The following is a 12,960-nucleotide window of genomic DNA, read 5'->3' as shown; positions in this document are numbered from 1 at the left end:
GCCGCGTATCGAAGGCGCTGTGCAGCGTGATGATAATTTGCCCGCGCAGCGCGTTCGAGCCGGCCCTGACGGAGCCGCTCAGTTCGAACGGTTTCTGATGGCTCCCATTCATTTGTGCGCGCGCTTGCGCCGGCTCGGTGCCATTTCACGCATCAGGGCAATGAAACGCTGCGCCCCCAGCCCCAGCGGCTGGTCCTTGTTCCACACCACATCCACCCACATGCGCTGCTGGTTGCTGATGTTGTCGAAATCGATGACCACCAGCGTACCGGCCTCGATCTGTGCCTGCACCAGGCTGTGCGGCAGATAGGCCCAGCCCAGTCCCTCGCGCACCAGCGACAGCGTGGCCAGGTGATTGTCGGTGCGCCAGAGGTGGCGTGCGAGGAAGAATCGCGGGTCCGAGATGCTGGCATCGCGGCTGGCCACGGCGATCTGGCGGATGTCGTACAGGTCCTCATAACGCAGCTTGCGCTTCTTGCGCAGCCGCGCCGGATGCTCGGGTGCGATCACCGCCACCATCATCTCGCTGCTGAATTCCTGGAAGGCTTCGCGGTCATTGCCGGCATGGCGCTCGAAGACCAGCGCCAGCTGTGCCGTATTGTCATAGAGCATGCGCATGGCATCGGCCTGGGGCGAGGACAGCACTTCGACCTCCAGTGAGGGAAATTCTTCCGCCAGCACCGCCAGCGGCTTGGCCCAGGGCACCGACAGCAGTTCCGGGGCTACCGCCAGCGTCAGCTTGCGCTCCAGTCCCTGGTGCATGGCCAGCGCGTGGGCGTCGAGCTGGCGCAGGGTGCTGGCCAGCAGGCGCGCATCCGGTTCCAGCGCGCGCGCCAGTTCGGTCGGTCGGGCATCGCGCGCGGTGCGGTCGAACAGCACCAGGTCGAGCTCCGCTTCCAGCTGGCTGATGGTCATGCTGACCGAGGAAGGTACGCGTCCCAGCTGGCGCGCCGCCGCCGAGAATGAACCACTGTCGAGCACGGCCAGGAAGACCCTGACGTTGTCACTGGAGAAAGCCATCGTCTGTTCCTTGTTCCTTGTATGTATCGCTGCACCGACCTGTCAGAAAAACTGAAAGAAGCCGACTTCATTCATCAAAAACTTCATCATAGAATGCTTTCCATCGCGCGGCCAGAGGACTGGCGCGCTGCCGTCTTCAGGAGCACATCATGCAGGGATTCAAACGCAAGCTGGTCTATGCCTGCCTCTTCGAGGGGCTGGCCATCATTTTCACCACGGTCGGGCTGAGCGTCTTCGCGGGCCATGACAGTGGCCATGCATCGGCGGCCGCCGTGGCCTCGTCGACCATTGCCTTCGTATGGAATTTCATCTTCAACGGTTTGTTCGAACGCTGGGAGGCGCGCCAGCCGCGCCGTGGCCGCAACTTTGCACGCCGTGCCGCGCACGCCCTCGGTTTCGAAGGCGGGCTGGTGGTGATGCTGGTGCCGCTGTTCGCCTGGTGGCTGGGCATCAGCCTGTGGGAAGCGCTGGTACTGGACTTCGGGCTGATCGTGTTCTTCATGATCTACACCTATCTGTTCAATCTCGGCTTTGACCGTGTCTTCGGCCTGCCCAGCTCGGCCATGCCGGTCAGCCCGCAAACCGCACAAGCACGCTGAGCCAGCGGTGGCGCTGGACGATCCTTTGGCCACCCGGCTGCAGCAGCTGATCGCCGCCGATGCGCATCGCCTGCCCTTGCTGCAGGCGGTGCGCAGTCTGGCGCTGCCGGATGCATGGATAGGCGCGGGCTGCGTGCGCAATGCCGTGTGGGATGCGCTGCATGGCCGCCCGGCCACGGCCCCGCACAGCGATATCGACGTCATCTGGTTCGATCCCGCTGCTTGTTCACCGGAGCAGGACCTTGCGCTGGAGGCGCAGTTGACGATGGCCTGTCCCGGACCGCAGTGGTCGGTGCGCAACCAGGCGCGCATGCATCTGCGCAATGGCGATGCCGCCTACACCTGCGCCACCGATGCCCTGCGCTACTGGCCCGAGACCGCCACGGCCGTGGCCGTGCGTCTCACCCGGGAGGACCGCATCGAGATCGCCGCCCCGCTCGGTTTGCAGGACTTGTGGCAAGGGCTGCTGCGCCCGGCGGGTGCCTTTGCCACCGACAAGCAGGCGCAGTTCGCTGCCCGCGTTGACGGTCGCGGCTGGCTGACGCGCTGGCCGCAACTGCGGGTGGTCGCGGCGCAGGATGCAATAGAATAGGGCGCTCCTCTCCCTTCAACGCCAGTCCAACGCCAGCCGCCCGCCATGTATATCCCCGCCCATTTCGCCGACCAGGACACCGCCAGCCTGCACCAGCTCATCATCGCTCATCCCTTCGGCGTGCTGGTCTCGCACACGGCCAGCGGGCTGGATGCCAACCATCTTCCTTGCCATCTCGACCCTGCCCAGGGGGCCTTGGGCATGCTGCATCTGCATGTGGCGCGCGCCAATCCGCTGTGGCGCGAGCTGACCGATGGCGATCAGGTGCTGGTGGTGTTTTCGGCGGGCGATGCCTACATCTCGCCGAGCTGGTATCCCAGCAAGCATGAGGCGCATCGCCAGGTGCCGACCTGGAATTACAGCGTGGCGCATGCCCATGGCCGCGTGACCATCCGCGATGATGAGCGCTACCTGCGCGGCGTGGTGGCGCGCCTGACCCGTACTCACGAGGCCGGCGAGGCCAAGCCGTGGAAGATGTCCGATGCGCCTGCCGACTACACCGATACCTTGCTCAAGGCCATTGTCGGCATCGAAATCGAGATCACGCGCCTGGAAGGCAAGCGCAAGCTCAGCCAGAACAAGGACGTGCGGGATATCGAAGGCGCAGGCAGAACGCTGGCCGAGCGCGGCCATGTGCAGCTGGGCGAGGCCATGCTGCAGGAGGCTGTCCGCAAGCAACAGTAATCGCGCGCAAGCGAGCTGTTGATTCCTCACACGGGAATGCGCGGCCCTGTAGAATCCCGGGACAGGGTTGTCGCATGCCCTCCTGCATTCCAGTTTTCCACGAGGTCGCCCATGACTGCCCAGGCCCCGCTTGCCACCGCCCCCGCACGCAGCGACTCTCTCGGCTGTTCGTCCACTGCGCTGAAGCAGAGCCAGGAGCTGCAGGGCAGTCAGTTCAGCTTCTATCGCAAGCGGGTTGAAGGCCGTGAGGTATCGCAGGTCTACACGCCGGCCTCCGATCGCGGTTTCCTGGTGGGCATCTCGATGGCGTCGCAGCACCGCCGCAGCATCTTCCGTGGCCGCCAGGGCGCGCAGTTCGAGTTCGGACGCGGTGCCGTCTACATCCGCGATTTTTCCGAAGACTACCGGGCCGACTTGCAGACGCCCTTCGACTTCCTGCTGGTGGAGTTGCCGCTGTCATGGTTCGCCACGGTCAACGAGGATCTGCGCGGACGCAAGGCCAGGGGACTGGCCACCGTCACTGGCCACGATGATCCGGTGCTGGCCCATCTGGCCGCCGCACTGGCCCCGGCACTGGCCCAGCCCGATGCCGACAATCACCTGTTCGTCGACCAGCTCGGCCTGGCCATGGGCACCCATCTGCTGCAACGCTATGGTGGGGCCAGCCTGCCTGCGCCGCGCCATGTGCGGCTGTCGCGCCTGCACGAGGAGCGGGCCAAGCAGATGCTGCTGCAGAAAAACCGCGACCAGGTCTCCATTCCCGAGATCGCGCGCGAATGCAACATGTCGGCCAGCTACTTCCTGCGCGCCTTCAAGGCCAGTACCGGCCACACGCCGCACCAGTGGCTGCTGCTGCAGCGGGTCGACATGGCGCGCGAATATCTGCGCCACAGCGGGCTGTCGCTGGCCGAGATCGCAGTGGCCTGCGACTTCTACGACCAGAGCCATTTCAGCCGCGTGTTCTCGCAGATCGTGGGCAGCAGTCCGGGCGCATGGCGCCGCCGGCTGGGCTGAGGGCCCCGCGGCTCACGGTACGCGCGGCAGGTCGAAGCTGAACACCGTCCCTTGCGGCTGCGCCGCCTCCACGCGCAGGCGGCCGCGATGGGTCTCGATGATGGAACGGCAGATCGCCAGCCCCATGCCCATGCCGTTTTCCTTGGTGGTATAGAAGGCATCGAAGATGTGCGGCATGGCGTCGGCCGCGATGCCCTCGCCGCTATCCTGTATCTCTACCTTCACGCGCTGTTCATTGCAGCAGCTCACGCCAATGTTGAGCGTGCGTGCATTTTCCGGCACCGCGGCCATGGCATCGATGGCATTGACCACCAGGTTCAGCAGCACCTGCTGCAACTGCACCGTATCCCCCAGTACATGGACCTCTGCAGGCGGCAGGGACAGCGAAAGATGCACTTCACGTTGATCCAGCTCGCTGCGTGACAGGGTCAGCGTATGGCGGATCAGCGCAGCCAGGTTGAGGCGCTCGAATTGCGGCGCGCGATTGCGGGTCAGGTTCTGCAGGCTGCTGATGATGCCGCCGGCGCGCTGGCCTTCGCTGATGATGTCGCGCAGTCCGGCGCGCGCATGTTCCAGTTCCGGCACGGGCCGGTTCAGCCAGCGCAGGCTGGCCCCGGCGTTGGAGACGATGGACATCAGCGGCTGGTTGACTTCATGGGCGATGGACGCGGTCAGCTGGCCCACGGTGTTGGCGCGCGAGACGCGTTCCATGTCCACCTGGGCTGCGCGGATGGCGTATTCCGCCTGCCGCCGCACGGTGATGTCGGTGGCCGTCCCCACGTATTCGGTGAAGGTACCATCCACCCATACCGGCTTGCCGATGCCGGAGAGATAGCGCACCTCACCGGTGTCCTGGCGGCAGATGCGGTGCTCAACGCGGATGGTGCCGCCCATGGCGACGGCCGCATTGACGGTCTCGATCACTTCCTGCCGGTCATCGGGATGCATGATGGACGCGAACTCGTCATAGGTGATGCAGTTGCGGCCCGCCGGCAGGCCGTAGATGCGGCACAGTTCATCGGAGCAGAACATCAGGTCTTCGCGCACCAGGTAGCGCATGCTGCCGGCGTGGTTGAAGCGTTCGCCCTGCTTGAGCAGTTCCTGGCTGGTGCGCAGTTCGCGTTCGGCGCACAGCAGTTGTTCCTTTTCCAGCAAGGCCTGCGCATGGTCGGCGGCATTGGCCAGGGCCACGGCGGCGTGGGCGCCGAGGTGATGGGCGCAGCGCGTCATGGCCGCAGCGGGTGGCGCGTCGTAATACAGCAGCAGTTCGCCACGCGCCTGGCCACGATGGCTCAGGCGCAGGGTGAGCGCGGCCGTGTGCAGATCGTCCGGCCCGGCGATGCAGTGATCCTGGCTGTTGCAGACATCCATGCCATCGCGCCGGGCCTCGGCCTCGATCAGCGTCAGGCCGGCCTCATGCCGCACCAGCAGGCAGCGCCGTGCACCGGCCAGATGGCAGAGCGCGCGGGTGAGCGCCGGCTTGAGCAGGACCGGGTCGAGCAGCGCCGACAATTCGCGCAGGGCGTGCAGCAGGGCATCGTCGTCGGCAGGGCGCGGGTCGGACGGCAAGGGGATCTCCAGGCAAGGATGATGAGGTCAAGGCCGCATTGTGCCGCATTGCCGACACGCGCGGTTCAGGGCGGGCCGTAGAGCAGGGTGGACGTCAGCAGCACCAGCAGGGTATCGGCGTCGACCGGTTTGACCAGCAGCGCCATGCCCATGGCCGTGGCGCGCTGGCGCTGCAGCGGCGTGACCTGCGCCGAGATGAACAGCACCGGCAGGTCCGGCCGCAGGCTGCGCAGCTGCTCGGCCAGTTCGAAGCCGCTCATTCCAGGCAGGTTCAGGTCCACGATGGCGCAGGCGGCTACCGGCAGGCAGGTGCTGGTGAGGAAATCCTCGCCGCCATCGAAACTGCAATGGCGATGCCCGGCGGAATCCAGCAGGTTGCACAGGGCCGCGCGGACCCCGAGATCGTCATCGATCACCGCGATGGGGCGGTGTGATGGTGGCGTTGTCTCCCCTTCGCTCATCATCGTCTGCCCGGTGGCTCACTTGGCGTCCGGCGGCGGTGTGCCGGTGATCTTGGGCATGCATTCGCGGTGGAACCACGCTGCGCTCAGCGGCTCGCCGGCCAGCTTGCGGCGCACGATGGGCACCAGCTGTTCGCCGATGAGCATGCCCAGCAAGCCGAGCAGGGCGATGATGGGCGGTGCCGGTGACTGCACGTGCAGGGCCGCGTAGATCAGGCCGGCCAGCAGGCCCATCAGGAGGGAGATCAGGTAAGGTTTCATGCGTACTCCGGGATCAGTGGCCCAGCAGGGGGCCCAGGCCGTTGACCAGGCGCTCGGCCAGCACCATGCCCAAGAGGCCGATGAGGGCAATGCCCGGTGGTGCCGGTGAGCGCACCTTGAAGAGCGCGTAGAAGACACCGATCAGGATGCCGGCCCCCAGGGAAATCAGATAAGCGGACATGGCCCGGCTCCTCGTGAAGATGGGACGCCGCCGCGCCCCGCCGATGCAGGGCAGGAGCGCGGCGGCGTCGGTGACCGGACTGGCTTACTTGGCCGGCACCGGTGCCAGGATCTTCTGGTTGCCGTGCGGGCGCTGCTCGGCCTTGTGCACCATGGTGTAGGCGTAGTCCACGCCCATGCCGTAGGCACCCGAGTGTTCGCGCACGATGTCCATGACGGCGTTGTAGGTTTCCTTGCGGGCCCAGTCGCGCTGCCATTCCAGCATCACCTGCTGCCAGGTCACGGGGATGACGCCGGCCTGGATCATGCGCTGCATGGCGTAGTCGTGGGCTTCCTTGGAGGTGCCGCCGGAGGCGTCGGCCACCATGTAGATCTCGTAGTCGCCTTCGGCCATGGCACACAGGGCGAAGCTGTTGTTGCAGACTTCGGTCCACAGGCCGGCCACGACCACCTTCTTCTTGCCGTTGGCCTTGAGGGCGTCGCGCACCTTCTGGTCATCCCAGGAGTTCATGGAGGTACGTTCCAGGATGTCGTGCTCGGGGAAGACCGACAGCAGTTCCGGATAGGTGTAGCCGGAGAAGCCCTGGGTTTCCACGGTGGTGATGACGGTAGGGATGTTGAAGACCTTGGCCGACTTGGCCAGGGCGACGACGTTGTTCTTCAGTGCCTGGCGGTCCATCGACTGCACGCCGAAGGCCATCTGCGGCTGATGGTCGATGATGATGAGCTGGCAGTTGGTCGGGGTCAGGACGTCGAGTTTGGTGTTGGTGGTCATGATGGTTCCGTAGGTGGAGTGAACAGGGAGACGGCAGCCGCTGCCTTGGCCGGGGAGAGGCGGTGCGCAGCGGCGTGGCAGGGGAGTGAGGCTGCCGGAGGCGATCATAGGCAAGCGGGCAGGGCGCTGCCATTATCTGTTCGTATAGCTAGACGCTGGCAGCGCGTTTTTGCACACTGCCATCACCAACAAAAGCACCAACACAAGCGCATGAGATGGACGGTTCGCCGCCCGCGACGCCACAACTTGCGCAATCCGCCCTCTTCATCGTTGCAGCCCATGCCCGGAGCCTCCATGACCACCGCAGCCAGCGTCACCCCTGACCTGATTTTGTTGAACGGCAAGATCCACACCGTCGACAAGCAAAACCCCATCGCCGAAGCCGTTGCCATCGGCGGCGGAAAATTCATCGAAGTCGGCAGCGCCGCCGACGTGATGCGTCTCAAGCAGGCCAGCACCCAGGTCATCGACCTGGGCGGCCGCACCGTCATCCCCGGCCTGAACGACTCGCACCTGCACCTCATCCGTGGCGGCCTGAACTACAACCTGGAACTGCGCTGGGAAGGCGTGCCGTCGCTGGCCGATGCACTGCGCATGTTGAAGGACCAGGCGGCGCGCACGCCGCATCCGCAATGGGTGCGCGTGGTCGGGGGCTGGACCGAATTCCAGTTCGCCGAGAAGCGCATGCCCACGCTGGAAGAGTTGAACGCGGCCGCACCCGATACCCCGGTGTTCGTGCTGCACCTGTATGACCGCGCGCTGCTCAATCGCGCCGCGCTGCAAGCAGTGGGCTATACCAAGGACACGCCCAATCCACCGGGCGGCGAGATCGTGCGCGATGCCTCCGGCAATCCGACCGGCATGCTGATCGCCCGTCCCAACGCCATGATCCTGTATGCCACCCTGGCCAAGGGACCGGCCCTGCCGCAGGAATACCAGGTCAATTCGACCCGCCAGTTCATGCGCGAGCTGAACCGCCTGGGCGTGACCAGCGCCATCGATGCCGGTGGCGGTTTCCAGAACTACCCGGATGACTACCAGATCATCAACAAGCTCGCAGCCGACGGCCAACTGACCATCCGCATTGCCTACAATCTGTTCACCCAGAGCAAGGGAAGTGAACTGGCCGATTTCCAGAAGTGGACCGGTATGGTCAAGCCCGGTGACGGGGACGACTTCCTGCGCCATAACGGCGCCGGTGAAATGCTGGTGTTCTCGGCGGCCGACTTCGAGGATTTCCTCGAACCGCGTCCCGACCTCGCCGACGGCATGGAAGAGGAGCTGGAACGGGTGGTGCGCCACCTCGTGTCCAATCGCTGGCCGTTCCGCCTGCATGCCACCTATGACGAATCGATCTCGCGCATGCTGGACGTGTTCGAGAAGGTCAACCGCGATATCCCCTTCGACGGCCTGCACTGGATGTTCGACCACGCCGAGACCATCACCGAGCGCAACATCGAGCGCGTCAAGGCACTGGGCGGCGGCATTGCCATCCAGCATCGCATGGCCTTCCAGGGCGAGTACTTCATCGACCGCTACGGCAGCGATGCCGCCGAGCACACGCCACCCGTGGCCAAGATGCTGGAGATGGGCGTGCCGGTCGGTGCCGGCACCGACGCCACCCGCGTGGCCAGCTACAACCCCTGGACTGCACTGTACTGGTTGGTCTCCGGCCGTACTGTTGGCGGGACGCAACTGTACCGGTCAACTGGCAGGTTACCTCGCGAAACTGCACTGGAACTGTGGACCGCAGGCAGCGCCTGGTTCTCCAGCGAGCAGGCCAAGAAGGGTCGCATCCAGGCCGGCCAGCTGGCCGACCTCGCCGTGCTGTCGGCGGATTTCTTCAGCGTGCATGAAGACGACATCAAGTCCATCGAATCGGTCATGACCGTGGTGGATGGCAAGGTGGTCTATGGCACCGGTCCGTTCTCCGCGCACGGCCCGGGCGAGATCCCGGTGCTGCCCGAGTGGTCGCCGGTGGCCAAGGTGCCGGGACACTATCGCGCCGTCGCCAGCAGCGATGCCGCACGCCAGCAGAAGACCGCGCTGCCGCATGCCTGCGCGGGTTCGTGCGGCGTGCATGGTCACTCCCATGACGTGGCGCGCAAGTCCAGCGTTCCGGTTTCCCACTTCGCCGGTTTCTGGGGCGCGTTGGGTTGCAGCTGCTTCGCGTTCTGAGCGGGGCCGATCATGCAAGCGCATCATTCCGCTCGCCGGACCGGTTGGCCGGTCCCGCCCCTGGATCTGGGTTTGCTGTTCCTGCGCGTGGCCGGCAGCTTCATGCTGTTCTACGTGCATGGCTTGCCCAAGCTCATGCATTACGCGCATGAGCTGACCGTCATCGAGGATCCCTTCGGCCTCGGCCCGACGGTATCGCTCTGGTCCGCCATTTTGGCCGAAGCGCTATGTCCGGTGTTGATCGCACTGGGCCTGTTCACCCGCCTGGCCTGCCTGCCCATCATCGGCGTGCTGCTGGTGGCCATGCTGGCGGTGCATCCCGGCTGGAGCATCGCGGAAGGGCAGTTCGGCTGGCTGCTGCTGGTGATCTTCACGGCCATCGCGCTGTGCGGTCCGGGCCAGTGGCGGCTGGGCCGGGCCGCAGCTCAACCGTAGGAATCAAGTCGATTCACGGCGGTCTCTCTTCCAGCTTCATTGGCAGATTCAACGTTGTCAGGCCGCTCTGCCATGCGCAGGGCGGTTGCTGTCCCCTGCACGGCCTCTCCACACCATCTCACAAGGAGTCACACCATGAGCACCATCACTACCCGCGACGGCACTGAAATCTATTACAAGGACTGGGGCAGCGGCCAACCGGTCGTCTTCGGCCACGGCTGGCCGCTGGACGGCGACATGTGGGAATACCAGATGAACTTCCTGGCCGAGCGCGGCTACCGCGTCATCGCCTATGACCGCCGTGGTTTCGGCCGTTCCAGCCAACCCTGGAGCGGTTACGACTACGACACCTTCGCCGATGACCTGGCCGAGCTGATGGACAAGCTGGACCTGCAGGGCGCGACCCTGGTCGGCTTCTCCATGGGTGGCGGCGACGTGGCCCGCTACATCGGCCGCCACGGCAGCAAGCGCGTGGCCAAGGCGGCGCTGCTGGGTGCGGTGACGCCGATCTTCGGCCAGGCGCCGGACTTCCCGCAGGGCGTGCCGGCCGAGGTCTTTGCCGGCATCAAGGAAGGCCTGCTCAAGGATCGCGCGCAATTCATCAGCGACTTCGCCGCCGTCTTCTTCGGCACCAACCGTCCGGGCAAGGCCGATGCGGTCAGCGCCGGCGTACTCTCGCAGACCTTCAACATCGCCATGCTGGCCTCGCTGAAGGGAACGCTGGATTGCGTGAGCGCCTTCTCCGGCACCGACTTCCGTGAAGACATCAAGAAATTCAACTTCCCGACCCTGGTGATCCACGGTGACGACGACCAGGTCGTCCCCTTCCAGACCACCGGCAAGCTGGTGGCCGAGATGGTGCCGGGTGCGGAGCTGAAGATCTATGGCGGCGCGCCGCACGCCCTGTGCGCCACCCACAAGGACCAGATCAACGAAGACCTGCTGGCCTTCCTGAAGGGGTAAGCACCATGAGCCTGGATGCAACCCAACGCCAAGCGCTGGAAAAGCGCCGCCTGGCGCCGCTGGCCACACCTGGCGCGCTCTCGGAGCTGGCCACGCAGGAAATCGGTGGCGCCCTCACCATGCTGCTGGCGGACATCTTCGTGCTGTACCTGAAGACCAAGAATTTCCACTGGCACATGTCGGGGCCGCATTTCCGCGATTACCACCTGCTGTTGGATGACCAGTCCGGGCAGATCATCGCCATCACCGATGCGGTGGCCGAGCGGGTACGCAAAATCGGTGCGACCACCTTGCGTTCCAGCGGGCATATCGCCAAGCTGCAACGGCTGGCCGACAACGATGCCGACTTCGTCACGCCCTCCGACATGCTGGCCGAACTGCGGGAGGACAACCTGCGCCTGGTCGGTTTCATGATGGCCACCCATGCGCTGTGCGATGAGCACGGCGACGTGGCTACCGCCAGTCTGCTGGAAAACTGGATCGACGAGGCCGAGCAGCGGGCCTGGTTCCTGTTTGAGTCGGGGCGGACCTCGATGTGAGCGCTCCCTCTTGATGCAGGGTGCGGAAGGCAGAGCTTGACGGCTCTGCCTTTTTTGCGTTTTCCTTCACTCAGCTTCGGATGCGTCGGCTTGTTGGCCGCCACTGGAGCGGGTGGTTTTTCTTTCTTTCACTTTTATCGATTTTCCTCGTGATCCAGCCCTTGCCCCAGCGTTTCATCAAGCGTCTCCGCCTGCAGGACGGCCTGGGCCTGACGCGCGCCGCGCAGTCGCAGGTCACGGGCGTCTCGTCCGGGGCGGTGCCGGTGATCGACATCCCGGGCGAGGATGCCTTTTCGGTGATCGTGCAATTGCAGGATTTTCGCCATCACAAGCTGTGGCGCGGCCGGCAGCTGGTGCATGCGGGCGGCCACCGCAGCGGCGAAATGGCCATCACCGACCTGCGCGAGCAGTGGCGCTGCCAGCACCTGTCGGACTACGACAACGTACGCCTGCAGTTGCCGCGCGCCACCATCGAGCAATGGAGCGAGGAGGGCGGACGCCGCATCAGCGGGCTGCAGCAGCGCCAGGCGGTGCGCGACCCGGTGATCTGGCACCTGGTGCAGGCGATGTTGCCGATGCTGGGCGAGGCGGCCAATGATGGCGATACGGTGTTCATGGACAGCGTGACGCTGGCCCTGCACACGCATCTGGCCCGGCACTATGGCGGCCAGCCGCTGGCGCGCAACAGCGGCCGCCTGGCCGGATGGCAGCAGGTGCGGGTACGGGACTACATGCTGGCGCATTTGGGACAGCGCCTGACGCTGGCCGAGCTGGCGGCGCAGTGCGGCTTGTCGCGCGCGCATTTCTCGCGCGCCTTCAAGCTCAGCTTTGGCCTGCCGCCGCACGCCTGGCTGCAGCGCCAGCGCATTGCGCTGGCCTGCCAGCTGCTGCGCGAGGAGGGCAAGAGCATGTCGGTCATTGCGCTGGAGTGCGGGTTCTCGGACCAGAGTCACTTCAGCCGGGTGTTCAAGCAGGTGATGGGGGTGGGGCCGATGGGGTGGGTGAGGGGACAGGGATAGGCCATGCCAGGCCTACTCGCCCAGCACGGAAATATGGGTGCGGTCATCCGGCGTCAACAAGGGCGCGATGCTCTGGTCCGTATATATTTTGTCTCCCGTGCCGGTGACCACGACCAGATGGAGATCAGGATCCGCTTGATTTGCCGTCGTCCCCCGTCGTATCGCCTTCATCGTTCTTGCCAGCGCAGAGCGGCGTTTCCTGCCGGATGCGCGAACGGCGTCTTTCCATTCGTTCCAGAGTTGCTCGACACCCTCGCTGCGCTCTGCATACCGCACTTCGATGCCGCACAGGCCGTCACCCTGGCTCACCAGAAGGTCGATGTGTTCGCCCGGGCGGGAAGGCGTCACGTGAAAGAATTCACTACCGGATCGCTGCAACATTTGCGCAACCAGGCCCTCGGCAAATCGGTGTGCGATTTCTTGACGACGGGAACGTGGCATGGGCGGCTCCTCAGATGAGCTGTGTCAGTGGCGGATTGTTGCGCAGCGACCAGACGCGGCAAACTTCGTTGTAGATGGCAATCTTGACGGCGTCTTCGGCAAGGTCATGGTGTGGCGCAAGACGTGCGATCCCTTTCGACTGGCGTGCATCTATCCCCTTTACATAGATCCGCTCCCGGCGTGCGGTGCTGCGATCGACGATGCCCACGAAGAAAGGGGTCTTCATGGCG

At 65.0% G+C, this 12,960-nt stretch carries 17 protein-coding genes; 9 read left to right on the top strand and 8 right to left on the bottom strand.

Features of this window, described 5'->3' with window-relative positions; all coding sequences use genetic code 11:
- Positions 1–108: 108 nt before the first annotated feature.
- On the bottom strand, positions 109–1,020 hold the full coding sequence (locus MKD49_RS14770; protein WP_034331312.1) for a LysR family transcriptional regulator: 912 nt from the start codon (positions 1,018–1,020) through the stop codon (positions 109–111).
- Between the two features lie 149 nt (positions 1,021–1,169).
- Here MKD49_RS14770 and MKD49_RS14765 point away from each other — a divergent pair, with 149 nt between their 5' ends.
- The 4 genes from MKD49_RS14765 to MKD49_RS14750 all read left to right on the top strand — a co-directional run bounded on the left by MKD49_RS14765 (position 1,170) and on the right by MKD49_RS14750 (position 3,909).
- On the top strand, positions 1,170–1,619 hold the full coding sequence (locus MKD49_RS14765) for a PACE efflux transporter (RefSeq protein ID WP_252696660.1): 450 nt from the start codon (positions 1,170–1,172) through the stop codon (positions 1,617–1,619).
- Between the two features lie 7 nt (positions 1,620–1,626).
- Positions 1,627–2,211: a nucleotidyltransferase family protein gene (locus MKD49_RS14760; protein WP_252696659.1), complete on the top strand. Its 585-nt coding sequence runs from the start codon at positions 1,627–1,629 to the stop codon at positions 2,209–2,211.
- Positions 2,212–2,256: 45 nt separating this feature from the next.
- Positions 2,257–2,895, top strand: coding sequence for an FMN-binding negative transcriptional regulator (locus MKD49_RS14755; RefSeq protein ID WP_252696658.1), 639 nt, complete (start codon positions 2,257–2,259; stop codon positions 2,893–2,895).
- Positions 2,896–3,006: 111 nt separating this feature from the next.
- Complete coding sequence (locus MKD49_RS14750; RefSeq protein ID WP_252696657.1) at positions 3,007–3,909, top strand: AraC family transcriptional regulator; 903 nt, start codon at positions 3,007–3,009, stop codon at positions 3,907–3,909.
- A 12-nt stretch (positions 3,910–3,921) separates the two neighbouring features.
- Here MKD49_RS14750 and MKD49_RS14745 read toward each other — a convergent pair whose 3' ends face one another.
- The 5 genes from MKD49_RS14745 to MKD49_RS14725 form a co-directional block, all read right to left on the bottom strand.
- Complete coding sequence (locus MKD49_RS14745) at positions 3,922–5,478, bottom strand: sensor histidine kinase (protein ID WP_252696656.1); 1,557 nt, start codon at positions 5,476–5,478, stop codon at positions 3,922–3,924.
- Positions 5,479–5,543: 65 nt separating this feature from the next.
- Positions 5,544–5,939: a response regulator transcription factor gene (locus MKD49_RS14740; protein WP_227022537.1), complete on the bottom strand. Its 396-nt coding sequence runs from the start codon at positions 5,937–5,939 to the stop codon at positions 5,544–5,546.
- An 18-nt stretch (positions 5,940–5,957) separates the two neighbouring features.
- On the bottom strand, positions 5,958–6,200 hold the full coding sequence (locus MKD49_RS14735; protein WP_034334045.1) for a DUF1427 family protein: 243 nt from the start codon (positions 6,198–6,200) through the stop codon (positions 5,958–5,960).
- Positions 6,201–6,213: 13 nt separating this feature from the next.
- A complete protein-coding gene (locus MKD49_RS14730) occupies positions 6,214–6,381 on the bottom strand; it encodes a DUF1427 family protein (protein ID WP_252696655.1) in 168 nt (55 codons plus the stop codon).
- 84 nt (positions 6,382–6,465) lie between these two features.
- Positions 6,466–7,155 (bottom strand): hydrolase, encoded by a 690-nt coding sequence (locus MKD49_RS14725; protein WP_039783146.1) that lies wholly within the window; start codon positions 7,153–7,155, stop codon positions 6,466–6,468.
- 294 nt (positions 7,156–7,449) lie between these two features.
- On the opposite strand from MKD49_RS14725, the gene MKD49_RS14720 reads away from it, so the two are divergent.
- The 5 genes from MKD49_RS14720 (at position 7,450) to MKD49_RS14700 (ending at position 12,289) form a co-directional block, all read left to right on the top strand.
- Positions 7,450–9,333: an amidohydrolase gene (locus MKD49_RS14720; RefSeq protein WP_252696654.1), complete on the top strand. Its 1,884-nt coding sequence runs from the start codon at positions 7,450–7,452 to the stop codon at positions 9,331–9,333.
- Between the two features lie 12 nt (positions 9,334–9,345).
- Complete coding sequence (locus MKD49_RS14715; RefSeq protein WP_121041017.1) at positions 9,346–9,768, top strand: DoxX family protein; 423 nt, start codon at positions 9,346–9,348, stop codon at positions 9,766–9,768.
- A 135-nt stretch (positions 9,769–9,903) separates the two neighbouring features.
- Positions 9,904–10,731 (top strand): alpha/beta fold hydrolase, encoded by an 828-nt coding sequence (locus MKD49_RS14710; protein ID WP_252696653.1) that lies wholly within the window; start codon positions 9,904–9,906, stop codon positions 10,729–10,731.
- Positions 10,732–10,736: 5 nt separating this feature from the next.
- A complete protein-coding gene (locus MKD49_RS14705) occupies positions 10,737–11,270 on the top strand; it encodes a Dps family protein (protein WP_252696652.1) in 534 nt (177 codons plus the stop codon).
- Between the two features lie 149 nt (positions 11,271–11,419).
- Complete coding sequence (locus MKD49_RS14700) at positions 11,420–12,289, top strand: helix-turn-helix domain-containing protein (protein ID WP_252696651.1); 870 nt, start codon at positions 11,420–11,422, stop codon at positions 12,287–12,289.
- Between the two features lie 12 nt (positions 12,290–12,301).
- Here the strand turns inward: MKD49_RS14700 and MKD49_RS14695 are convergent, their stop codons facing one another.
- Positions 12,302–12,730: a hypothetical protein gene (locus MKD49_RS14695; protein ID WP_252696650.1), complete on the bottom strand. Its 429-nt coding sequence runs from the start codon at positions 12,728–12,730 to the stop codon at positions 12,302–12,304.
- 10 nt (positions 12,731–12,740) lie between these two features.
- Positions 12,741–12,956, bottom strand: coding sequence for a hypothetical protein (locus MKD49_RS14690; protein ID WP_252696649.1), 216 nt, complete (start codon positions 12,954–12,956; stop codon positions 12,741–12,743).
- Positions 12,957–12,960 lie beyond the last annotated feature (4 nt).

Origin of the sequence: Herbaspirillum sp. WGmk3 (assembly GCF_023952535.1) — a bacterium.
GTDB lineage: Bacteria > Pseudomonadota > Gammaproteobacteria > Burkholderiales > Burkholderiaceae_D > Herbaspirillum > Herbaspirillum huttiense.
This window is presented reverse-complemented; position numbering and strand designations above follow the sequence as displayed.